This window comes from Kitasatospora sp. NPDC101155, assembly GCF_044768305.1.
Taxonomy (GTDB): domain Bacteria; phylum Actinomycetota; class Actinomycetes; order Streptomycetales; family Streptomycetaceae; genus Kitasatospora.
In genome coordinates this window covers 1-20,897 of the sequence record NZ_JBIWPN010000003.1, presented here as the reverse complement: position 1 = coordinate 20,897, position 20,897 = coordinate 1, and the positions used below count along the sequence as shown (strand labels likewise).

The following is a 20,897-nucleotide window of genomic DNA, read 5'->3' as shown; positions in this document are numbered from 1 at the left end:
GAATGAGCTCCCACGCGGAAGGTCGACACGGCCGACTCCGCACTCCACAGAGCCTCACCTCAGCGCGCTCCCCAGCCGCGCGCGCCCGCGTGAGAAGTCGGCGGGGCCGACTTCTCACGCGGCAACGGGCCGTTCAGGCTCCGGGTGGGCGGCGGAGGCGGCGGGTCTCGGGGTTCGGAGGGCCGGGGTGGGGGTTGCTGTTCCGGCAGTTGGGGAGCACCCGGGGGGCGTTGGTGCGGCTGCTCCTGTGGTCCGGGGTGGAGGCGCTGCCGCCGCTGCTCTCCGGGTTGTTCGTCTCGGCCGCGGTCGATCAGGGGTTCCTGGCCGGGCGGCCGGCAGTCGGGGTGGCCTGGTTGGCGGGGTTCGGGGCGGCGATGGGGGTTCGGGCGTACGCGGCGCGGGCCGGGTTCCCGTACCTCGCGGGGGTGGTGGAGCCGCTGCGGGACGCGTTGGTCGAGCGGGTGGTGCGCAGTGCGCTCGCGCGCCCCTCGGCGGATCCGGCCGAGGTCGCCAGGCTCACCGAGCAGGTCGAGTCCGCGCGGCAGTTGACCGCGACGTTGCTCCGCACCCTGCGCGGGGTGGGGGTCACACTGGTCGCCGCCCTGATCGGGCTGACGCTGCTGGCGCCCGCCGTCCTGCCGTTGGTGCTGCTGCCGCTGTCGGCGGCCGGGGTGCTGTTCGTCCGGCTGCTGCGCCCGATGGTGTCCCGGCGGAGGGCGGTCGTGCTGGCGGAGGAGCGGCTCGCCGCCGACGCCGGACGAACCCTTCACGGGCTGCGCGATGTCCAGGCGACGGGCACCGGGGAGGAGGTCGCCCGGGCGCTGACCGAGGCCGCGCAGGAGAGCGCGGCCGCCTCCCGGGCGCTGGGCCGGGCCTCGGCCCTGCGTGCGCTCGTCGTGGCGCTCGGCGGACGGCTGCCGGTCCTGGCCGTCCTCGCGGCGGCACCGTGGCTGCTCGCGCACGAGGCGCTGACCGCGGGCGAGCTGCTCGGCGTCGCCACCTACCTGCTGCAACAACTCGACCCGGCCGTACGGACCTTGGCCGGTACGGTCGGCGGGTGGCTGCTCAACCTCGCTGTCGTGCTGGACCGTCTGGCGACGGTCACGGCCGACGGCGACCCGTCCGGTGCGACGACGGGCGCGGACGGGCGGCGCGGTGCCGGCCGGGCACCCGGGGCGCAAGCCGCGGGCGCGGAGGGCGCCGCACCCGAGGCCCCACCGCCGCCCGCCGGAGAGGTGCGGCTGCACGGCGTTCGGTATGCGCACGGCTTCACCGCCGCCCCCGTGCTCGACGGGCTCGACGCCGTGTTCCGCCCCGGGGAGCACGTCGCCGTCGTGGGGCCGAGCGGGACCGGGAAGTCGACGTTGGCGGCGCTGTTGGCCGGCCTGGTGGTGCCGACGGCGGGGACGGTGACAGCGCCGCCGGCCTCGCTGTTACCGCAGGAGGCGTATGTGTTTCCGGGGTCGGTACGGGAGAACCTCGCCTGGCTCGCCCCGGGCAGCAGCGACGAGCGACTGGCCGAGGCGGTGGAGCTGCTGGGCGCCGGGGAGTTGGTGGAGCGGCTGGGCGGGCTGCACGGCACGCTGGGCGATCCGGATGGACTGTCGGCGGGTGAGTGTCAGTTGATCGCACTGGTGCGGACGTATCTGTCGCCCGCGTCGCTGGTGGTGCTGGACGAGGCGACCTGCCATCTGGACGCGGCGGCCGAGGAGCGGGTGGAACGGGCCTTCGCCGCGCGGCACGGGACGCTGGTGGTGATCGCCCACCGGATCAGTTCGGCGTTGCGGGCGGACCGGGTGCTGCTGTTGGACGGTGGCCGGGGCGTGCTCGCCCGGCACGGGGACCTGCAGGTGCTCTCACCGCTCTACCGGGAGCTGGTCGGACACTGGCTCGGCGCGGGACTCGCGTCATGATCTCGATAGGATCTCGTCCGTCCCGGCCGTTATGGTGGCCGGGGCACGGGCCGCGATCACCGGCTGTGGGCGCGTACCGAGCGCCCGATCGGGGACCCGACCGTGCGCCGCAGGCGCCGGACGGGCGCCGATGACCTGCACCCTCGCACGGAAGACGATTCTCATGTCCGACACCCTCACCGACACCACCGGACCCGCGACCAACGGGACCGACGCCGACGAGAAGACGGCCGAGGACACCGCGACGCACGGCCGCCACCGCGGCGCGTCCGCGGCCGACGAAACTCCTCGTTCCGACCCGCACGGCCGCCACCGCGCGGCCGGTGCTCAGGCCTGAGGACAGGCCTGAGCCAGGGGAAGACCCCAGGGAGACACCACGACGAGGGCCCGCCGGAAGCACACCGGCGGGCCCTCGCGCGTCGTCACCGAAACGTCACCGCCGGAACGCCGTCACCCCAGCGAGACCACCGTCCGCAGCGCCTCGCCGCTGCGCATCTGCGCGATCGCCTCGTTCACGTCCGCCAGCCCGACCCGGTGCGTGATCATCCCGTCGAGGTCGATCCGCCCGGCCCGCCAGAGGTCCACGATCAGCCCGATGGTGCGGGCGACCGGCGCCCCGCCGTACAGCGAGGGCAGCAGTCGCTTCTCGTTGAAGAACAGCTCGCCCATGGTGAACTGCGCGCGGTCGTCCTGCGCGCCCGCCCCGATGACGACCAGGGCGCCGCCGCGCCGGGCCGCGTCGTAGCCGGCCCGGACGGTGGCGGAGCGGCCGACCGCCTCGAAGACGTAGTCGAAGCCGCCGCCCGGCAGGCCCTTGGCGACGGCCTTCAGCTCCTCCGGCGCGATCGCCTCGGTGGCACCGAAGGCGAGCGCGCGTTCGCGGCGCGAGACGACCGGGTCGACGACGGTGATCCGGGCGGCGCCGCAGACCCGGGCGCCCTGGACGGTGGCCACTCCGACGCCGCCCGCGCCGATCACGGCGACGGAGGCGCCGGGCTCGACCTTCGCGGTGTTGACCGCGGCGCCGATGCCCGTGGTCACCCCGCAGCCGATCAGCGCGGCGGCCTCGTACGGCAGGTCGGCCGGCACCTTGATCACGGCGTCGGCGGCGACCACGACCTCCTCGGCGAAGGCCCCGGTGCCGTAGAAGCCGGAGGCCTCCGTACCGTCCTGCGCCAGCCGGAAGCCGGGGGCGCCGAGCCGCCGCAGGCTGGCGACGCACAGGTGGCCGCGGCCCTGCTCGCAGTGGGCGCAGCGGCCGCAGGGGGCCATCCAGCAGAGCACCACGCGGTCCCCGGGCGCGACGCCGGTGACACCCTCGCCGACCTCGACGACGTCCCCGGCGCCCTCGTGCCCGGGGACGAACGGCGCGGGCTGCGGCAGAACACCGCTCATCGCGGAGAGGTCGGAGTGGCACAGGCTGGCGGCGCGCATCCGGACCCGCACGGTGCCCGGTCCGAAGCCGACCGTCGTGACGTCCTCGCGGACGTCGAGGGTGTCCTGGCCGGTCTTGTGCAGGACGGCTGCGCGCATGGGGCTGCTCCCGGTGTGCCTCGTGTGCCTCGGTCTGACCAACTCGATCTGACGACTCGTTCCGAACGACTCGTTCCGAACGACTCGCCCCGAACGACGATCGGCCCGATTCTGGCACGGGCGGCCGGGCTGGACTAGAACGCGTTCCAGAACAGGCAGTGGGCACACGGACGCCTCCCACCCGCCGACCCACCCGCGGATCGCCCTGGTCGAGCGCGCCGAGGCCCGACCGACCGCCGCCCGGCCCCCGCTCTCGCCCGCCACTACCGTCGAGTAGGGTCCGAGCACGTCCGTCCGCCGTACCGAAGCCGTACCGAACCCGAGGAGCACCGCATGTCCGACCTGCTGGAGAGCGCCCGCCCGGCGCCCGAGGTGCTGGCGGCGTTCGAAGCGGCCACCGGGTTCATGCCGGTGGACGAGGGCCTCGCGCTGTACGCGGCGGCGGTGGCCGCGGCCCGGCTCACCGGGCTGCCGGTGCTGGAGATCGGCACCTACTGCGGCCGCTCGGCGATCCTGCTGGCCGCGGCGGCCCGCGAGGCCGGAACCGTCGCGCTGACCGTGGACCACCACCGCGGCTCGGAGGAGCAGCAACCCGGCTGGGAGTACCACGACACGACCCTGGTGGATCCGGAGGTCGGGCTGATGGACACCCTGCCCCGGTTCCGCCGCACCCTGCACGCCGCCGGGCTGGAGGACCACGTGGTCGCGCTGGTCGGCCGCTCGCCGCGGATCGCCGCGCTGTGGGGCCGGCCACTGGGCCTGGTGTTCATCGACGGCGGACACACCGACGAGCACGCCACCGGCGACTACGAGGGCTGGGTGCCGCACCTGGCGCCGGAGGGCCTGCTGGTCGTGCACGACGTGTTCCCGGACCCTGCGGACGGCGGCCAGGCCCCGTACCGGGTGTACCTGCGGGCGCTGGCCGAGGGCTTCGAGGAGGTCTCGGTGACCGGCTCGCTGCGCGTCCTGCGCCGCGCCGCCGCCTGAGCTGATCGCGCCCGCGGCCCGGTACGGATGCTCTAACGTCGTGCCGGGGCTGTCGGCCGGGGGTTCGAACGGTACGGTGTCCGCGCAGCACCAGGCGGCTGCACCGGGCAGCACCAGGCAGCACACGAGGCAACAGGACCAGGCAGAGCATCGGCGGACCGTGGGGGCCAGCGGCACATGACGGACCAGCAGAACACCGCTCCGGCGGTCTGGGACCCGACCGCGCGCGGCGGCGCGGGCGGCTGGGTCCGCAATCCGCAGCGGCAGGACGCCGAGCCCGCACCCGCCGCCCAGTCGGCCCCGCCCACCCAGAGCGCCCAGCCGGCCCCGCCCGCCCCCGGCGCACAACCCCCGGCGCCCGGCCCGGTCGCCCCGCCCCCCACCGCGGGCGCCGTCGGTGACCAGGGCCCGCCGCTGGGCGCCCGCCCGTACCTGGCCACCGCGCCCGGCTTCGGCCCGCCCCCGCCCGCCGCCACGCCGTTCCCCTCCCACGCGACCCCGCAGGACCGGGGCCCGCAGGGAGCGCCGACGACCCCCGGCCCCGGCTACGTCTACCCGCCGCCGCCCCCGGCGGCCGCGCCGCCGCAGTCCCCGTACGGGGCCCAGCCGGACTACCCGACCCACTACCCGGTCGACGACGAGCAGGAGCGGGAGCGCCCGGGCAAGGGCAAGGCCCCGCTGCTGATCGGCTTCGCGCTGCTCCTGGTGCTGGCGGTCGGCGGCGGCCTGCTGTACGCGACCCAGGGCGGCGACGACAGGAGCGGCCAGGCCGCGCCCGCCCCGACGGCCGCCCCCGCGACCGGCTCCGGCAACCCGCAGCCCGCCCCGGCGCCGACCGGGACGGACGCCGCGCCGGGCACCGCCCCGAGCACCCCGGCCGACGGGACCCCGTCCCCGACCGCGACCGGCCCCGGCCCCAACGCCCAGTCCCAGGCGCAGGCGCTGGACGGCCTGCTCAGCGAGGGCGAGAACGCCAAGGCCCCGATCGGCAGCGCCGTCGCCAAGGTGAGCAGCTGCCCGTCCAAGGCCGACATCGAGAGCGCGGCCCAGACCTTCGACAACGGCGCCAAGCAGCGCGACGGGCTGCTGACCAAGCTCGCCAAGCTGAGCATGACGGACGTGCCGGGCGGCGCGGACGCGGTGAACTCGCTGAAGTCCGCCTGGCAGCTGTCCGCCGACATCGACCGGGCGTACGCGAGCTGGGCGCGCGCCGTCGCCAAGCAGGGCTGCTCCGGCAAGGCCCCGACCACCGCGGACAAGACGCACGCGGACGAGCTCAACCCGCAGGCCACCCAGGCGAAGACGGACTTCATGACCAAGTGGAACCCGATCGCGGGCGGCTACGGCCTCACCGCACGGACCCAGGACAGGATCTGACCCACCCGTGACCGGCCCCACCTCCCCACCGCCCCGCCGCCGTTCCGCCCTGCTGCGCGCCACCACGGTGGTGGCCGCGGTCGTCCCGCTCTGCGCGGCGGGCTGGTTGGGCTGGCGGGCCCTGGACGACTCCGCCCCGGCGGGTGCCACGGCCGCGCCGCCCGGCGCCGTCCGGTCCGCCACCACGGCCCCCGCCACCCCCGAGGCCCCGCCGACCAGCGGCACGCCCACCGGGACGGCGACTCCCACGGAAACACCCGCGCCCTCCGGCACACCGTCCGCGAGCCCCACCGCACCCCCCGAAGGCACCGCCGACCTGACCGGCCGCACCATCGTGCTGGACCCCGGCCACAACCCCGGCAACTTCTCCCACCCCACCGAGATCAACCGCCAGGTGGACATCGGCAACGCCCACAAGGAGTGCGACACCACCGGCACCGAGACCAACTCCGGCTACACCGAGGCCGACTACACCCTGGACGTCTCCCGCCGGGCCCGCGCCCTGCTGACCGCCCGGGGCGCCAAGGTGGTGCTGGTGCAGGACGGCGACCGCGCCTGGGGCCCGTGCGTCGACGAGCGGGCGAGGGCGGGTGCCGACGCGCACGCCGACGTCGCGGTCTCGGTGCACGGCGACGGCGGCCCGGCGAGCGGCAGCGGCTTCCACGTGATCATGCCCGCCAAGGTGGTCGCCGGTAAGGCGGACAACTCCGCGATCGTCGAGCCCTCGCACCGGCTCGGTCTGCTGCTGCGCGACCACTTCCACGCCGCGACCGGCGAGCCGTACGCCGACTACATCGCCGACCAGGGCCTGGACACCCGCTCCGACCTGGGCGGCCTCAACCTCTCCGCGGTCCCCAAGGTGTTCATCGAGTGCGGTAACATGCGCAACTCCGCGGACGCCCGGCGGATGACGGACCCTCAGTGGCGCCAGCAGGCGGCCCAGGGGATCGCCGACGCGCTGGCCGCATTCCTGACCGCGCACTGAGCGGGCCCGGCAAGGGAGTTGGGGCGGGCAGGTCTGGTGGACGACGCTCCGCCGGACCCGCACGGTTTGCAACGACTTCGACCCATTCCCGGTCCCGCCGTGCACCGGCAGGACGGTTGGCCCTAGGCTTCTGGTCCGTTCGGGAGTTTCGGCCGGTCAGCCCGACCGCACGAATCACCGTCCACGAAACGTCAACGAGGGGAACGTTAGTGAATCTGCGCGCTCTCACCAGGGGAGACGCCGCCGTCGCAGGCGGAGCCGTCCTGCTCTTCATCGCCTCCTTCCTGCCCTACTGGACCGTGGACTGCAGCGGCCGGTTCTGCGGAAACGCCTCGCAGAACGCGTGGAGCACCCAGCTGTTCCCCATCCTGCCGTCGATCTACCTGCTGGGCATCGTCGCCGCAGTGCTGATCCTGGTGCAGCGCTTCCAGGGCCCCGCCGCCACCAACCGCCAGGTGCTCGGTCTGCGGCTGGACCAGTGGGGCATCGCGTTCGCCGTCTGCGCGCTGTGGACCTCGATCTGGGCGCTGGGCGGAGGCTACGACGGCGCCGGCATCAGCCACGGCTTCGGCGCCTGGCTCGGCCTCATCTCGCTGATCGTGCTGGCCGGTGCGGCCGCCGCGAGCCCGCTGGTGCCCGCGCTGAAGGCCCCACTGGTCACCGACCGTCCGGCCGTCCCGTACCAGGGCGGCTACCCGATGCCGGGCCAGCCCGGTCACCCGGGTGCGCCCGGTCAGCCCGGCCAGTACGGCTACCCGGCCCAGGGCCACGACCCGGCCTTCGGCGGCCAGCCGGCCGGCGGTTACGGCTACCCGGACGCCGGTCAGCCGCTGCCGGGTCAGCCCGGTCAGCCGGTGGCCGGTCAGCCGCAGGACGCCGCCGTCCCGGCCCCGCAGCCGACCCCGGCCGCCCAGCAGCCGGCCGCCCCGGCGGCGGACTTCCAGCCGTACTGGTTCGCCGTCCCGGCCCCGCGCCAGCTGGCCCCGAAGGACAACCCGGCCGGTGCCCCGGTCGGCGAGGTCGTTCCGGGCACCTGGTACCTGGCCGTCGAGCAGCGCGGCGCCGCGCTGGTCGCGCAGCTGCCGGACGGCACCCAGGGCCTGCTGACCGACACCTCGAACCTTCAGCGCGGCTGACGCCCGCCACGTACGCGGAAGGGGCGGGACCGGATCCACCGGTCCCGCCCCTTCCGCGTTCACGTCCTCAGCTGACGGACTCGGTCGACGACCACGGTCCGCGCCCTCAGCAGCAGTCCTGGACCACCAGCCCGGCCGGCAGCTGGTCCCCGCCGAACACCGTGACCGTCGCCGGGTCCCCGCCGAGCGCGGCGACCGCGAGCAGCAGCGCCCCGGCCGTCCAGGTGGTGCGCTCCTCGGGCCAGATCGCGTCGTCCTCGAAGACGTACCCGGTCCAGTACGAGCCGTCCTCGTGCCGCAGGTGCTTCTGGATCCACCGCAGGATGTCCACCGCACGGTCGGACTCCCCGATCGCCCAGAGCGCGAGGGCCAGTTCGGCGCTCTCGCCGCCGGTCACCCACGGGCGGTCGCTGACGCAGCGCACGCCGAGGCCCGGGACGACGAAGCGGTCCCAGTCCCGCTCGATCCGGGCCACCGCCGCGTCGCCGCGCAGGCCGGTGCCGAGCACCGGGTAGTACCAGTCCATCGAGTAGCGGCCCTTGTCGAGGAACCGCTCGGGGTGGTGAGTGATGGCGTGCCGCAGCCGCCCGGCCGCGAGCTCCCAGTCGGGCTGGGGCTCCTCCAGGTAGTCGGCGACGGCCAGGCCGCAACGCAGCGCGTGCAGGATGCTGGACGAGCCGGTGAGCAGCGCCTCGTCGGTGGCGGCGCCGTCCTCGTCGACCCGCCAGGCGATCGGGCCGCCGGGCAGCCGCAGGCCGACGATGAAGTCCAGGGCCCGCCGGACCACCGGCCAGATCCACTCCAGGAAGGCGTCGTCGCCGGTGCTGAGGTGGTGATGCCAGACCCCGACCGCGATGTACGCGCAGAAGTTGCTCTCCTTGGCGCGGTCGGTGACCACGCCGTCGGTGTACGCGGCGTACCAGGAGCCGTCCGGGTTCTGCTGGGCGGCCAGCCAGCGGTAGGCGGCCTCGGCGGCGGCGTGCTCGCCGGCGGTGTCGAGGGCCATCGCGGCCTCGGTGTGGTCCCAGGGGTCGAGGTGGTGGCCGGCGAACCACGGTATGGCGCCGTCGGGGCGCTGCTCGGCCAGGATGCTGCGGACGGTGCCGGCCGCCTGCTCGGCGTCCAGCACCCCGTCGAGCAGCAGCACCTCGGGGACGGCGGCGGTCATGCGCCCGCCCGGCCGGACTCGACGCGGTTGGGCTTGGAGGCGTACGCCACGAAGCTCTTGCCGATGACCGGGTTGAGCGCCTTCTCGGCGGCCTTGGTGAGGGTGCTGATCACCGGGGTTCCGACGATGTCCCAGACCAGCAGCTGGTGGTACGCCTTGACCGGCAGCGCCTTGTCGTTGTCCACGCCGACCGCGCACTTGATCCACCAGTACGGCGAGTGGAGCGCGTGCGCGTGGTGGGTGCCGTACGGCTCCAGGCCGGCGTCCTTGAGCTTGCCGAGCAGCTCGTCGCCCCGGTAGATCCGGATGTGGCCGCCCTCGACCTCGTGGTACTCGTCGGACAGCGCCCAGCAGATCTTCTCCGGCAGCCAGCGCGGCACGGTGACGGCGAGCAGGCCGCCCGGCTTGAGGACCCGGAACATCTCGTTGAGCACGCCCTTGTCGTCGGGTATGTGCTCCATCACCTCGGAGATGATGATCTTGTCGAAGTACTCGTCCTCGAACGGCAGCGCCAGCGCGTTGCCCTCCATCGCGACGGCCGAGGCGCCCTCGGGGGCCTCACCGGCCAGCTCCATCGCGGCGAACCACTTCTTGACCTCGGCGATCTCCTCGGCGTTCTGGTCGAGGGCGATCACGTTGGCGCCGCGGCGGTAGCACTCGAACGCGTGCCGGCCCCCGCCGCAGCCCAGGTCGAGCACCCGGTCGCCGGGGGCGAGCGGGAAGCGCGAGAAATCGACGGTCAGCACTGCAGGGCTCCCATTCCTATTGCTAACAAGCGTTCTTGACGCTTCGTCAGGCCACCACTCGCCCGGTGTCCCGGGGCGCGTCGGTCAAGAGCGCGCCGCTCGGGGCGCGTCGGTCAAGAGCGCGCCGCTCGGGGCGCGTCGCTCAAGAGCACGTCACTCAGGGCACGTACCGCCAGCCGGGCCCGGAGCGGGCCCGGGCGCCGACACCGGTGGCGATCGCCGCACGGTACGCCTCGGCGGTCAGCTCGGCGGCCCGCGCCCAGGTGAACCGGGCCAGTACCCGCTCCCGCCCGGCCGCGCCGAGTTCGGCGCGCAGCCGCGGGTCGTCCAGCAGCCGGCCGAGCGCGGCGGCCAGCACGTCCGCCTCCCCCGGCGGCACGGCCAGGCAGGTCACGCCGTCCGGCCCGGCCACCTCGGGGATCGCCCCGCCGGTGGTGGCGACCAGCGGGGTGCCGGTGGCCATCGCCTCGGCGGCGGGCAGCGAGAAGCCCTCGTACAGCGACGGGACGCAGGCCACCTCGGCCGAGCGGTACAGGTCGACGAGCTCCTCGTCGCTCAGGCCGGTGCGGAACTCGATGTGCTCCCCCAGCCCGAAGCGGCGCACCGCCTCGGCCACCGGTCCGTCGTCCTTCTGCGGCTTGCCGACCACCACCAGGTGCGCGTCGCGCTCGGTGCGGACCTTGGCCAGCGCCTCGACCAGGAAGACCAGGCCCTTGAGCGGCACGTCCGCGCTGGAGGTGGTGACGATCCGGCCGGGGACCCGCTCGACCTCCGCCGAGGGCGACCAGAGCCGGGTGTCGGCGCCGATCGGGACCACCGAGATCGCGCCGGGGGCGGCGCCCAGGTGCTCGGCGATCTCGCGCTGCGAGGAGCCGGAGACGGTGATCACGTGGTCCAGCCGGGCGGCGACCCGGCGCTGCATCCGGGTGAAGGCGTACCAGCGGCGCAGCGACAGCCGCTTCAGCCGGGTGGTGGCCGCGTCCAGCTCCAACTGCCGGTCCACGGTGATCGGGTGGTGGATCGTGGTGACCAGCGGGAAGCCGTGCCGGGCCAGGCCCAGCAGGCCGTAGCCGAGGGTCTGGTTGTCGTGCACCACGTCGTAGCGGCCCTTGTGCCGGGCCAGGTACTGGCGGGCGCGCAGCGAGAAGGTGAGCGGCTCGGGGAAGCCGCCGGTGCGCATGGTGGCGAACTCCAGCATGTCCACCGGCCCGCGGAACTCGCCGCGGGCGGGCGTGCGGAAGGGGTCGTCGGCGCGGTAGAGGTCCAGGCTGGGCAGCTCGACCAGGCGCACCGAACCGGGCCCGTCGACCTCGTCCAGTACGGGGTAGGGCTGGGCGCCGATCACGTCCACGTGGTGGCCGAGTCTGGCCAGCTCACGGGAGAGGTGCCGTACGTACACGCCCTGACCGCCGCAGAACGGGTCCCCGCGGTATGACAGCAGGGCAATCCGCAGCGGCTGCGCGGTCATCCTCGGCCCTCATCTCTGGCTGCTATCGGTGCTACTGGTGCTGCCGGTCGCTAAAGTAGATCAGGTTTCAGTGGCTGTGGAACTCTTCATCGACCGTGTGAACAATGAGAGACCTCGAAGATACCGGCCCGTAGCTTTCGCTCAGGAGCCAGGGCTGGTGATTCCCGCCACGCCGGCCCGACCGACCGGCCGCGGGTCGACTTCGAGTCGACTTCGTGTCGACCCGTTCTGGAGCACGCCGCCACCCACGCGCCCCCGGGAGCACACTTGCCGTCGCCGACCACGTCCGTGAGCCCCACCCCCGCGTCCTCGGGCGAGCCGCCGCTGACCGCGCGCCAGGCCGAGCGGCGCCGCCGGATCCTGCGCGCCGCCACCGCGCTGGCCGCCCGCGGCGGGTACGAGGCGGTGCAGATGAGGGAGGTCGCGGAGAGCGCGCAGGTCGCCCTCGGGACGCTGTACCGGTACTTCCCGTCCAAGGTTCACCTGCTGGTCGCGGTCATGCTGGAGCAGCTGCAGGACCTCCAGGAGCACATCCGGCGACACCCGCCGACCGACCAGGAGCCGGCCCTGCGGGTCGCCGACGCGCTCACCCGGGCCTTCCACGCGCTGCAGCGCGAACCGCTGCTGGCCGAGGCGATGGTCCGCTCGATGTGCTTCGCCGACCGCTCGGTCGGGGCCGAGGTGGACCGGATCAGCGCGGCCACCGGTCAGCTCATCCTGGACGCGATCGGCCAGTCCGCGCCGCCCAGCGAGGGTCAGCGGGCGGCCGTCCGGGTGATCGAGCACACCTGGCACGCGGCCCTGGTCGCCTGGCTCTCCGGGCGCGCCTCGATCGCCGAGGTGCGGGCCGACCTGCACACGGCGGCCCGGCTGCTGACGCTGGCCTGAGCCCGCGCGGACTGGAACCTGTTCCTGCTGCCGGGGGCCGGTCCGGCCCGGCCCGGCGGCTAGAGTCGACGGGCACCACAACTCCATCCCGCTCCTCCCCCGGGGGAAGCCGGTGTGAATCCGGCGCTGACCCCGCAACCGTGAGCCCGGCCGCCGCACCGCGCGGCCCGGACGAGTCGGAGCACCCGGGGAGGGGCGAGCGGCCAGACCGGGCGCGCCCGCGCCCGGCACCCGTCGAGGACTACGGAACGGCCCCCGCCCGGGCCACCACCGCTCACCGAAAGGCACACCCGCACCATGCTGAACGCCGCCCGACTGGGCGCCGCCGCCCTGTCCGCCGCGCTGCTCGCCGGCGTCGCCGCCGGACCGGCCCTCGCCGACAGCCCCTCGCCCTCCGACGGCCCGACCACCCCGGCGGCCCCGGCCGCTCCGGCGGCTCCGGCCGTCCCGGACGGCCTCTACGGCAAGAGCGACCCGACGTACGACGGCGTCTGGCGGCAGTCACTGGCGCTGACCGCGCTGTCGGCCGCCAAGGTCACCCCGGCCGACTCCGCCGTCGCGTGGCTCACCGGGCAGCAGTGCGAGGACGGCGGCTGGCCCTCCTACCGGGCGGCCGGCGCGGCCTGCGACGCCAAGACCGAGGACAGCAACGCCACCGCCGTCGCCATCCAGGCGCTGGTGGCCCTCGGCGGGCACCAGCCGGCCGTCGACAAGGGCGTGCAGTGGCTCAAGGCCAACCAGAACGCCGACGGCAGCTGGCCCTACAACCCCGGCAGCCCGGGCGACGCCAACTCCACCGGCCTCGCCGTCAACGCGCTGTTCGCGGCCAGGACCGACCCGGCGAGCGTCGCCAAGGCGGGCAGCGGGGGCGCGGCCGGGAAGAACGCCTTCGACGGCCTCGCCCACTTCCAGCTCGGCTGCACCGCCCCCGCCGACCAGCGCGGCGCCTTCGCCTTCCAGCCGGACCCGGCCGCCGGCACCCTCGCCCCCAACACCCTGGCCACCGCCCAGGCCGCGCTCGCCGCCGCCGGCGGGCACCTGCCGGTCACCGCCTCGGTGCGCGCCGACTCGACGCCCAAGCCCCTCGCCTGCGCCGACGGCTCCGCGCCCACCGCCGTCCCGCACGCCGAGGCCGGCGAGGCCGTCGGCGCCTACCTCACCGCCCAGCTGTCGGCGGGCGCCCAGCACCTCACCCTCACCATGCCGGGCGCCGAGCCCAAGCCCGACTACACCGCGACCGCCTGGGCCGCGCTCGCCCTCACCCAGAGCGGCCACCCCGAGCAGGCCTCCGAGGCCGTCGACTGGCTTGAGGGACAGGGCGCCACCTGGACCAAGAACGGCACCGACGCCGCCGCCACCGCCACCCTCCTCATGGTCGCCCAGGCCACCCACCGCGACACCGCCGACCTCACCGGCCAGCTCACCGCCCTCGGCCCGGCCCCCAAGGCCGCCGCCACCACGGAGGCCACTCCGGCGAAGAAGAAGAGCGACGGCTTCGGCCAGTTCTGGCTGATCATCGTCGGCCTGCTCGTCGGCATCGGCGGCGGCCTGCTGCTCAGCCTCCAGCGCAAGCGCAACCCCAACCTCTGATGCGCCCGGTGGTTCACGGCCTCCCGGTCGGCGGGCGGCGGCCGTCGGCCGTCCTTCTCGCGCTGCTCGGAACGCTGCTGCTCGGAACGCTGCTGCTGACCGCCGGCGCCGCGCCCGCGCACGCCGCCTCCGGATACCGGTACTGGTCGTTCTGGCGCGGGGCCGACGGCGGGGCGTGGACGTACCAGCAGCAGGGGCCCGCGATCGCCGTGCCGCCGGACGGCGCCGTCGACGGCTGGCGGTTCGCCGTCAGCCCCGACGGCGGGCAGGACGCCGCGAAGCCCCGCGCGCAGGCGCGCTTCGACGCGATCTGCGCGAACACCCCCGCCCAGGACGGCCGCAAGCGGGTGGCCGTCGTGCTGGACTTCGGGACCGCCGAGGACGCCGGGGCCTCCGCCGCGCAGCCGCCCGAGCAGCGGACGACGTGCGCCAGCGTCGCGCCGCGCGCCAGCTCGGCCGAGGTGCTGGCCGCCGTCGCGCCGCCGCTGCGGTACGACAGCAACGGGCTGCTGTGCGCCATCGCCGGCTATCCGAAGGCGGGGTGCGCCGAGCAGTTGGGCGCGGCCGCCGCGCCGCCGGACAACACCGCCAAGGCCGCCCCGCAGAGCGGCGGCGGCAGCAGTGACGGCAGCGGCCCGGACATCGGCCTGGTCGCGGGCGGCGCGCTGGTCGCCGTCCTCGCCGGGGGCGCCGTCTGGCAGGCGCGCCGCCGCCGCAACCCCTGACCACCTCGCCCGGCCCCTGGCCTGGGCTCCCGGCCTCGGCTCCCGACCTCGGCTCCTGACCCCGTCCTCCGACCCGCCGCCTGGCCCCGCCTCCTGACCCCGTCCTCCGACCCGCCGCCTGGCCCCGCCTCCTGCCCCCGTCTCCCAGGACAGAATCCGTGAGCAGCACCGCCCGCCGCACCCGACCGCCCACCGGCCCCCGCCAACTGCACCCCGGGGCCTGGTGGTTGTGGGCGCTCGGGCTGGGCGCGGCGGCGACCCGCACCACCAACCCGGCGATCCTGCTGCTGCTCGCGGCGACCGCCGGTTACGTGGTCGCGGCGCGGCGCGGCGATGCGCCCTGGTCGCGCTCGTACGGGGCGTTCCTGCGGCTCGGCCTGCTGGTGCTGGGCATCCGCCTGGTCTTCGCCGTCCTGCTCGGCTCGCCGATCCCCGGCACCCACGTGCTGCTCACCCTGCCCGAAGTCCCGCTCCCCGCCTGGGCGCAGGGTGTGCGGATCGGCGGGCGGGTCACCGTCGAGGGCCTGATCGCCGCGCTGTACGACGGGCTGCGGCTGGCCACCCTGCTGGTCTGCGTCGGCGCCGCCAACTCCCTCGCCAGTCCGGCCCGTCTCCTGCGCGCCCTGCCCGGCGCGCTCTACGAGGCGGGCGTGGCCGTGGTGGTGGCGATGACCTTCGCACCCAACCTGGTCGCCGACGTCCGCCGGCTGCGCGCCGCCCGGCGCCTGCGCGGCCGCACCGACAAGGGCATCGCGGCCGTGCTGAGCGTCGGACTCCCCGTCCTGGAGGGCGCGTTGGAGCGGTCCATCGCCCTCGCGGCGGCGATGGACACCCGAGGCTTCGGCCGCACCGCCGACGTCCCGCGCCCGCTCGCCCGGGCCACCGCCGCGCTCACCCTGGCCGGACTGCTCGGGGTCTGCCTGGCCGCGTACGGGCTGCTCACCGCCGGGGGCACCGGCTGGGCGCTGCCCGTCCTCCTGCTCGGCCTGGCCGCCGCCTTCGCCGGGCTGCTGCTCGGCAACCGGCGATCCGTCAGAACCCGCTACCGGCCCGATCCTTGGGCCGTTCCCGAGTGGCTGACGGCGGGATCCGGCGCCACCGTGGCGGCCCTCACCACCTACCTGGCCACCCAGGACCCGGCCGCCTTCGCCCCCACCGTCGTCCCGCCGACCGTCCCCGCGCTGCCGCTGGCCGCCGTCCTGGCCGTACTCCTCGGCCTGGTACCGGCGTTCGCCGCCCCGACTCCGCCCCGGAGGGCTTCGTGATCACCTTCGAGCAGGTCTCCGTACGGTACGCGGACTCCGCGGCGCCCGTTCTGAACGACGTCGACCTCACCGTCCCCGAGGGCGAACTCTGCCTGCTGGTCGGCCCGTCGGGCTCCGGCAAGTCCACCCTGCTGGGGACGGTCAGCGGCCTGGTGCCGCACTTCACCGGCGGCGTGCTGCACGGCCGGGTCACCGTCGGCGGCCGGGAGACCCGCGAGCACCGCCCGCGCGACCTCGCCGACCTGGTCGGCACCGTCGGCCAGGACCCGTCGGCGCAGTTCGTCACCGACACCGTGGAGGACGAACTCGCCTACGGCATGGAGTCCTTGGGTCTGCCGAGCGACGTCATGCGGCGCCGGGTCGAGGAGACCCTCGACCTGCTCGGCCTCGCCGACCTGCGCGACCGGGCGCTGGGCTCGCTCTCCGGCGGCCAGCAGCAGCGCGTCGCGATCGGCTCGGTGCTCACCGTCCACCCGCGCGTGCTGGTCCTGGACGAGCCCACCTCGGCCCTCGACCCGGGCGCGGCCGAGGAGGTGCTCGCCGTCCTCCAGCGGCTGGTGCACGACCTCGGCACCACCGTGCTGATGGCCGAACACCGGCTGGAGCGGGTCGTCCAGTACGCCGACCAGGTGCTGCTGCTGACCCCGGGCGCGCCCCCGGTGCTGGGCGAACCGGCCGAGGTGATGGCGCACTCGCCGGTGCACCCGCCGGTGGTCGGCCTCGGCCGGCTCGCGGGCTGGCGGCCGCTGCCGCTGTCCGTGCGCGACGCGCGCCGCAAGGCGGCTGCGTTGCGCACCGAGCTGGACGGCCGGGTGCCCGCCGCGGGCGCCGTTCCGGACGGTGCGCCGGTCGCCGTCTCCGAGCGCCTCGCCGTCCGACGCGGCCCGGTGCAGGCCCTGCGCGGAGTGGACCTCGCGCTGCACCCCGGCGAGATCACCGCCCTGATGGGCCGCAACGGCGCCGGCAAGTCCACCCTGCTCGGCAGCCTGGTCGGCCTGCACACCCCCGCCTCCGGCAGCGTCACCGTCGGCGGCCGCACCCCGCACCGCACCCGCCCCGCCGAACTGATCCGCCAGGTCGGCCTGGTCCCCCAGGACCCGCGCGACCTCCTGTACGGCGAGAGCGTCACCGCCGAGTGCGCCGCCGCGGACGCGGACGCGGGCGCGGCCACGGGTTCGTGTCGCGCCCTGGTCGAACGCCTGCTGCCCGGCATCGCCGACACCACCCACCCCCGCGACCTCTCCGAAGGCCAACGCCTCACCCTCGCCCTCGCCGTGGTGCTCACCGCCCGGCCCCCGCTGCTGCTCCTGGACGAGCCGACCCGCGGCCTGGACTACGCGGCCAAGGCCCGGCTGGTGGAGATCCTGCGCGACCTGGCAGCGGAGGGCCACGCCGTGCTGCTGGCCACGCACGACGTCGAGCTGGCCGCCGAACTGGCGCACCGGACCGTGATCCTGGCCGAGGGCGAGATCGTCGCGGACGGCCCGACGGCGGAGGTGGTGGTCTCCTCGCCGGCCTTCGCGCCGCAGGTGGCCAAGGTGCTGGCACCCGGGCCGTGGCTCACCGTCCAGCAGGTCGCGGAGGCACTGAGCGCATGAGCAGCCGTCCTGTTCCGCTCGGGCGCCGGTCGGTCACGGCGCTGCTGCTGGTGTCCTTCGTCGGCGTGACGGCCTTCGGCTGGCCGCTGCTCGCCTCCACCAAGTCGGCCCTGGTCGGCCACTCCGCCGACGCCCCTTGGCTGTTCGCCTTGCTGCTGCCGTTGTTGCTCGCCGTCGTGATCGCCCAGATCTCCGAGGGGCGGTCGGCGGGTGGTGGGGCACCGGGGCTGGACGCCAAGTCGGTTGCGCTGCTGGGGGTGTTGGCGGCGGCCGGCGCCGCGCTCCGGCCGCTCGGCGCGGGGACGGCGGGGCTGGAGCCGATGTTCTTCCTGATGGTGCTGTCGGGGCGGGTGCTGGGACCGGGCTTCGGCTTCGTGCTGGGCTCGCTGTCGATGTTCGCCTCGGCGCTGCTCACGGGCGGGGTGGGGCCGTGGCTGCCGTTCCAGATGCTCGCGATGGGCTGGGTCTGCCTCGGCGCGGGGCTGCTGCCGGGCGCTGCCACACTGCGCGGCCGCCGCGAACTGCTGGTGCTGGCTGTTTACGGCGCGCTGTCGTCCGTGTTGTACGGCACGATCATGAACCTCCAGGGCTGGCCGTACATCGGAGGGCTGGCCGGGTCCATCTCCTTCGTCCCCGGCGACCCGCTGCCCGCCAACCTGGTCCGCTTCGCCGCCTACTGCCTGACCACGTCGCTGGGTTGGGACCTGCCACGCGCGGCCCTCACGGTCGTCCTGTGCCTCACCCTCGGCACGCCCGTCCTGCGCGCGCTGCGCCGCACCACGCGGCGTGCGGCCTTCGACGCGCCGGTCGACTTCCGGCCGCCGCCAGCCGGGTGAACCGCCGTCGCGCTTGCGCGCCGCACTCCCTCGCCCCTCCCGTTCGTCCACGATCATCGCGACCGTGACCCGAACCCTCGCCCGCACCACCACCGTCGCCGCGACGGCCCTCACCCTCGCCGCCGCCCTCGCCTCCCCCGCCGAGGCCGTCACCTTCATCGGCCGCGACGTCCCCACCAGCGTCACCATCGGCCCCGGCCAGACCGGCCCGGTGCCGTGGACGTACCAGAACACCGGCGGCGCCGGTCTGCTCCCGCCCTCCGGCATGACGGCGGTCTTCACCGCCCCCGGCGACACCACCTTCCCCGCCCAGACCACCGTCCCCACCGAGTACAGCGGCGACGGCGCGTCCTGGACCGGCAACAACGTCGGCCTGCGCAACTGCACCCTCAGCAACGGAAACCGCACCCTCACCTGCGACGGCTACGGCCGCAACGGCGGCAACAGCGGCTGGCCGTCCAACGGCTACTTCCGCTTCTCCCCACAGGTCACCGTCGACCCGTACGCGCCGGACAACACCACCCTCCCGCGCGGCAACGGCAGCTTCCGCTACATGCGTCCCGACAGCGGCACGGTCTACACGATCGACAACGGCACCCTCAACGTCGCCACCCCGCCCCAGACCTCCAGCGCCATGTGCCTGGACGTCGGCAACACCCGCCACAACGCCGACGACGTCCGGATCTGGCAGTGCCTCGACCACACCAACCAGCGCTTCGTCCTGGACGGCGGGCGCGTGAAGGTCGCCGACACCGTCGGCACCGCCCAGGAGATGTGCCTCGACGCCGACTACACCGGTGAGAACGGCGACAACGTACGGATCTGGGCCTGCGAGTACTCCCAGGCCGCCCGCGCCAACCAGACCTGGCTGCTGCACGAGGGCTCGTTCGTCCTGCAACGGACCGTCGGCACCGCCGACGAGATGTGCATCGACGTCGGCTCCGACCGTGACAACGGCGACAACGTCTTCCTGTACACCTGCGGCGCCACCAACTCCAACCAGAAGTTCGTGGTGGAACGCGGCTACATCAAGGTCCGCGACACCCTCTGAGCAGGCCCGGCACTAGGGTGAACGTTCGAACCGCCAGCCAGAACGGGAGTTCACCCCAGTGTCCGAAGAGCCCCTCGACATCGACGAAGACGACGAGGACCCGTACGAGGACGATCCCTGGATCGTCGCAACCTGCCCCGTCGGCCCCGAACTGGCCGCCCAGATCGCGGGGATGGCGGAACTCGACTGGGAGGACTTCGACGCCAGTCGGCAGGCGATGATCGACGCCGGCTGGCGCTCGACCGGCGACTACCTGGGCGAACTCGACCAGAAGGCCAACACCCCCGCAGGCCACTTCGTGTACGGCGACGACTGCTTCGCCATGCCCTTCGCGTACGAGTACTTCACCCACCCGGACGGGGCGATCACCGAGGACTTCTGGGGCACCCTCCCCGGCTGGCAGAGCATCGTCGACCCGCCCGTGGGCACCTTCGACGCCCAGCTGGACGCCGTCGTCGACCAGTTCACAGCAATTCTCGGACCGCCCGACCACGACATCACGCACGACCGACGCCCGGAACTCAACTACCAATGGCGGTACCGCATCTGGCGTCGGGGCGGCAATGTCCTGGTGGTGGCCCCGGGGCTGGACGGCTTCTCGTACTCCCAGTTCGAGCACGCCTTCATCCAGATCCGCCCCCTCCCGGTGGACGCGCCGCTGCCGCCCGCCACCGAACTGCCCAACTTCTTCTGGTGACCGCCGCTCAGGTCTGACCCGCCGGGCAGGCGCCACACACCTGCCCGGCAAACGCGACGGGCCTCCCGCACATCCCGTCACGTCCGGGACACTCATGCCGGCGTGGCCCATCGCCTTGCCACCGTTGAGCCGGAACAAGCGGCACCTTCGCCAACCGCCCCGCAAGGATCGCCCCCACGCTGTGCGTGACCTTCTCCGGCAAGGGCGCGGCCAGAATCCCCGCCAGCGCCTCCCCGCTCCACCCACCCGCGAGCAAACCCTCAACTCGGGCGGCCTGATCGCTCAGCGGCTTCCCCGCCAACGCCATGCGCGGTTCCCGGCGCCCGAGTTCGAGCAGCAGCGACATCCCAGCCGTCATCTTCTCGGAGGGACGGACGGAAGGTCCTTCCACTTCCTTCACCGCCACTTCCTTGGAAGGGCTTCCCGCTTTCCCGGCGCCTGCTGAACCAGCTCCAGGCGCCCCGGCGGCCGGAGACACGGGAAGCGGCGGCGGCACGGTGTGAACCGCCTTTCCCACCACCGGAACCTCGTGAACGGACACCACCGTCCGAACCTGCCCCGTCACCGGATCCCGGAGCGTGCGCCGAACGTAGTGCCCAGCCACCTCAAGCTCCCGCAGCGCCCGCGCGACGGTCGCCCGCCCCTCCACACTCTTCGCAGCGAGCGTCCGGACGTCCTCCCGCGCCCCATCCGGCAGGCTCAGCAGGTAGCCGAGCAGCCCTCGGGCCACCCAACTCAGCGAGTGCTTACGGACGACGTGGCCGTTGTCCAGGATCGTGTACCCGGGAGCATGCTGCGGGATACGATGAATCTGCATTCGGGAGCCTTTACTCCTGGTGTGAAGTTCCACCCTCTGGTTGGACACCTGGACACTGGGGCGTATGAGCCCAGAGGAAGCAGTCACAGGTGGGAACCAGGAGCAACATGAGTAAGC

Annotated in this window: 19 protein-coding genes and 1 riboswitch; of the genes, 14 read left to right on the top strand and 5 right to left on the bottom strand. The window is 74.4% G+C overall.

Annotated elements, in window-relative coordinates:
* Positions 1–233 precede the first annotated feature (233 nt).
* Complete coding sequence (locus ACIRYZ_RS04835) at positions 234–1,913, top strand: ATP-binding cassette domain-containing protein (RefSeq protein WP_402939612.1); 1,680 nt, start codon at positions 234–236, stop codon at positions 1,911–1,913.
* Positions 1,914–2,076: 163 nt separating this feature from the next.
* Entirely contained in the window at positions 2,077–2,250 is a 174-nt protein-coding gene (locus ACIRYZ_RS04830; RefSeq protein ID WP_402939610.1) for a hypothetical protein, read from the top strand.
* Between the two features lie 113 nt (positions 2,251–2,363).
* Here ACIRYZ_RS04830 and ACIRYZ_RS04825 read toward each other — a convergent pair whose 3' ends face one another.
* Positions 2,364–3,446 carry a Zn-dependent alcohol dehydrogenase gene (locus ACIRYZ_RS04825; protein WP_402939607.1) on the bottom strand — a complete coding sequence of 361 codons (1,083 nt, stop codon included), beginning with the start codon at positions 3,444–3,446 and terminating at the stop codon, positions 2,364–2,366.
* Between the two features lie 333 nt (positions 3,447–3,779).
* Between ACIRYZ_RS04825 and ACIRYZ_RS04820 the strand changes: the two genes are divergently transcribed.
* The 4 genes from ACIRYZ_RS04820 to ACIRYZ_RS04805 all read left to right on the top strand — a co-directional run bounded on the left by ACIRYZ_RS04820 (position 3,780) and on the right by ACIRYZ_RS04805 (position 7,931).
* Positions 3,780–4,433, top strand: coding sequence for a class I SAM-dependent methyltransferase (locus tag ACIRYZ_RS04820; RefSeq protein WP_387631802.1), 654 nt, complete (start codon positions 3,780–3,782; stop codon positions 4,431–4,433).
* Positions 4,434–4,610: 177 nt separating this feature from the next.
* The gene (locus ACIRYZ_RS04815) at positions 4,611–5,810 is read left to right on the top strand and encodes a hypothetical protein (protein ID WP_402939604.1); all 1,200 of its coding nucleotides are present in this window, start codon (positions 4,611–4,613) and stop codon (positions 5,808–5,810) included.
* Positions 5,811–5,817: 7 nt separating this feature from the next.
* Positions 5,818–6,795: an N-acetylmuramoyl-L-alanine amidase gene (locus ACIRYZ_RS04810; protein ID WP_402939601.1), complete on the top strand. Its 978-nt coding sequence runs from the start codon at positions 5,818–5,820 to the stop codon at positions 6,793–6,795.
* Between the two features lie 209 nt (positions 6,796–7,004).
* Positions 7,005–7,931, top strand: coding sequence for a hypothetical protein (locus ACIRYZ_RS04805; protein ID WP_402939598.1), 927 nt, complete (start codon positions 7,005–7,007; stop codon positions 7,929–7,931).
* A 106-nt stretch (positions 7,932–8,037) separates the two neighbouring features.
* Here ACIRYZ_RS04805 and ACIRYZ_RS04800 read toward each other — a convergent pair whose 3' ends face one another.
* From ACIRYZ_RS04800 to ACIRYZ_RS04790, 3 genes are all read right to left on the bottom strand, one after another.
* Positions 8,038–9,099 (bottom strand): prenyltransferase, encoded by a 1,062-nt coding sequence (locus ACIRYZ_RS04800; protein ID WP_402939595.1) that lies wholly within the window; start codon positions 9,097–9,099, stop codon positions 8,038–8,040.
* Positions 9,096–9,845 carry a class I SAM-dependent methyltransferase gene (locus ACIRYZ_RS04795; RefSeq protein WP_402939589.1) on the bottom strand — a complete coding sequence of 250 codons (750 nt, stop codon included), beginning with the start codon at positions 9,843–9,845 and terminating at the stop codon, positions 9,096–9,098. The genes ACIRYZ_RS04800 and ACIRYZ_RS04795 overlap by 4 nt, the downstream gene beginning before the upstream one ends.
* Positions 9,846–10,002: 157 nt before the next feature.
* Positions 10,003–11,313: a glycosyltransferase family 4 protein gene (locus tag ACIRYZ_RS04790; RefSeq protein WP_402939587.1), complete on the bottom strand. Its 1,311-nt coding sequence runs from the start codon at positions 11,311–11,313 to the stop codon at positions 10,003–10,005.
* Between the two features lie 288 nt (positions 11,314–11,601).
* Between ACIRYZ_RS04790 and ACIRYZ_RS04785 the strand changes: the two genes are divergently transcribed.
* The 8 genes from ACIRYZ_RS04785 (at position 11,602) to ACIRYZ_RS04750 (ending at position 19,963) form a co-directional block, all read left to right on the top strand.
* On the top strand, positions 11,602–12,201 hold the full coding sequence (locus ACIRYZ_RS04785; RefSeq protein WP_402939584.1) for a TetR family transcriptional regulator: 600 nt from the start codon (positions 11,602–11,604) through the stop codon (positions 12,199–12,201).
* A 102-nt stretch (positions 12,202–12,303) separates the two neighbouring features.
* A riboswitch (cobalamin riboswitch) is annotated at positions 12,304–12,388 on the top strand.
* Between the two features lie 110 nt (positions 12,389–12,498).
* On the top strand, positions 12,499–13,791 hold the full coding sequence (locus ACIRYZ_RS04780; RefSeq protein WP_402939581.1) for a prenyltransferase/squalene oxidase repeat-containing protein: 1,293 nt from the start codon (positions 12,499–12,501) through the stop codon (positions 13,789–13,791).
* A complete protein-coding gene (locus ACIRYZ_RS04775; RefSeq protein ID WP_402939578.1) occupies positions 13,791–14,516 on the top strand; it encodes an SCO2322 family protein in 726 nt (241 codons plus the stop codon). Before ACIRYZ_RS04780 ends, ACIRYZ_RS04775 begins: the two co-directional genes overlap by 1 nt.
* 158 nt (positions 14,517–14,674) lie before the next feature.
* Positions 14,675–15,781 carry an energy-coupling factor transporter transmembrane protein EcfT gene (locus tag ACIRYZ_RS04770; RefSeq protein WP_402939575.1) on the top strand — a complete coding sequence of 369 codons (1,107 nt, stop codon included), beginning with the start codon at positions 14,675–14,677 and terminating at the stop codon, positions 15,779–15,781.
* Positions 15,778–17,379: an ABC transporter ATP-binding protein gene (locus ACIRYZ_RS04765; RefSeq protein WP_402939572.1), complete on the top strand. Its 1,602-nt coding sequence runs from the start codon at positions 15,778–15,780 to the stop codon at positions 17,377–17,379. The genes ACIRYZ_RS04770 and ACIRYZ_RS04765 overlap by 4 nt, the downstream gene beginning before the upstream one ends.
* On the top strand, positions 17,376–18,215 hold the full coding sequence (locus ACIRYZ_RS04760; protein ID WP_402939570.1) for an ECF transporter S component: 840 nt from the start codon (positions 17,376–17,378) through the stop codon (positions 18,213–18,215). The genes ACIRYZ_RS04765 and ACIRYZ_RS04760 overlap by 4 nt, the downstream gene beginning before the upstream one ends.
* 64 nt (positions 18,216–18,279) lie before the next feature.
* Positions 18,280–19,266 carry an RICIN domain-containing protein gene (locus tag ACIRYZ_RS04755; RefSeq protein ID WP_402939567.1) on the top strand — a complete coding sequence of 329 codons (987 nt, stop codon included), beginning with the start codon at positions 18,280–18,282 and terminating at the stop codon, positions 19,264–19,266.
* A gap of 58 nt (positions 19,267–19,324) precedes the next feature.
* Positions 19,325–19,963 carry a hypothetical protein gene (locus ACIRYZ_RS04750; RefSeq protein ID WP_402939564.1) on the top strand — a complete coding sequence of 213 codons (639 nt, stop codon included), beginning with the start codon at positions 19,325–19,327 and terminating at the stop codon, positions 19,961–19,963.
* A gap of 7 nt (positions 19,964–19,970) precedes the next feature.
* Here ACIRYZ_RS04750 and ACIRYZ_RS04745 read toward each other — a convergent pair.
* Positions 19,971–20,897, bottom strand: a 927-nt coding sequence (locus ACIRYZ_RS04745; RefSeq protein ID WP_402939561.1) for a helix-turn-helix domain-containing protein, incomplete at its 5' end; no start/stop codon positions are given.

Bases quoted from the DNA above. Each gene is read 5' to 3' on its own strand.
- ACIRYZ_RS04760 (WP_402939570.1), top strand. From the start codon at position 17,376: ATGAGCAGCCGTCCTGTTCCGCTCGGGCGCCGGTCGGTCACGGCGCTG.
- ACIRYZ_RS04825 (WP_402939607.1), bottom strand. From the start codon at position 3,446: ATGCGCGCAGCCGTCCTGCACAAGACCGGCCAGGACACCCTCGACGTC.
- ACIRYZ_RS04820 (WP_387631802.1), top strand. From the start codon at position 3,780: ATGTCCGACCTGCTGGAGAGCGCCCGCCCGGCGCCCGAGGTGCTGGCG.
- ACIRYZ_RS04830 (WP_402939610.1), top strand. From the start codon at position 2,077: ATGTCCGACACCCTCACCGACACCACCGGACCCGCGACCAACGGGACC.
- ACIRYZ_RS04780 (WP_402939581.1), top strand. From the start codon at position 12,499: ATGCTGAACGCCGCCCGACTGGGCGCCGCCGCCCTGTCCGCCGCGCTG.
- ACIRYZ_RS04775 (WP_402939578.1), top strand. From the start codon at position 13,791: ATGCGCCCGGTGGTTCACGGCCTCCCGGTCGGCGGGCGGCGGCCGTCG.
- ACIRYZ_RS04800 (WP_402939595.1), bottom strand. From the start codon at position 9,099: ATGACCGCCGCCGTCCCCGAGGTGCTGCTGCTCGACGGGGTGCTGGAC.
- ACIRYZ_RS04815 (WP_402939604.1), top strand. From the start codon at position 4,611: ATGACGGACCAGCAGAACACCGCTCCGGCGGTCTGGGACCCGACCGCG.
- ACIRYZ_RS04790 (WP_402939587.1), bottom strand. From the start codon at position 11,313: ATGACCGCGCAGCCGCTGCGGATTGCCCTGCTGTCATACCGCGGGGAC.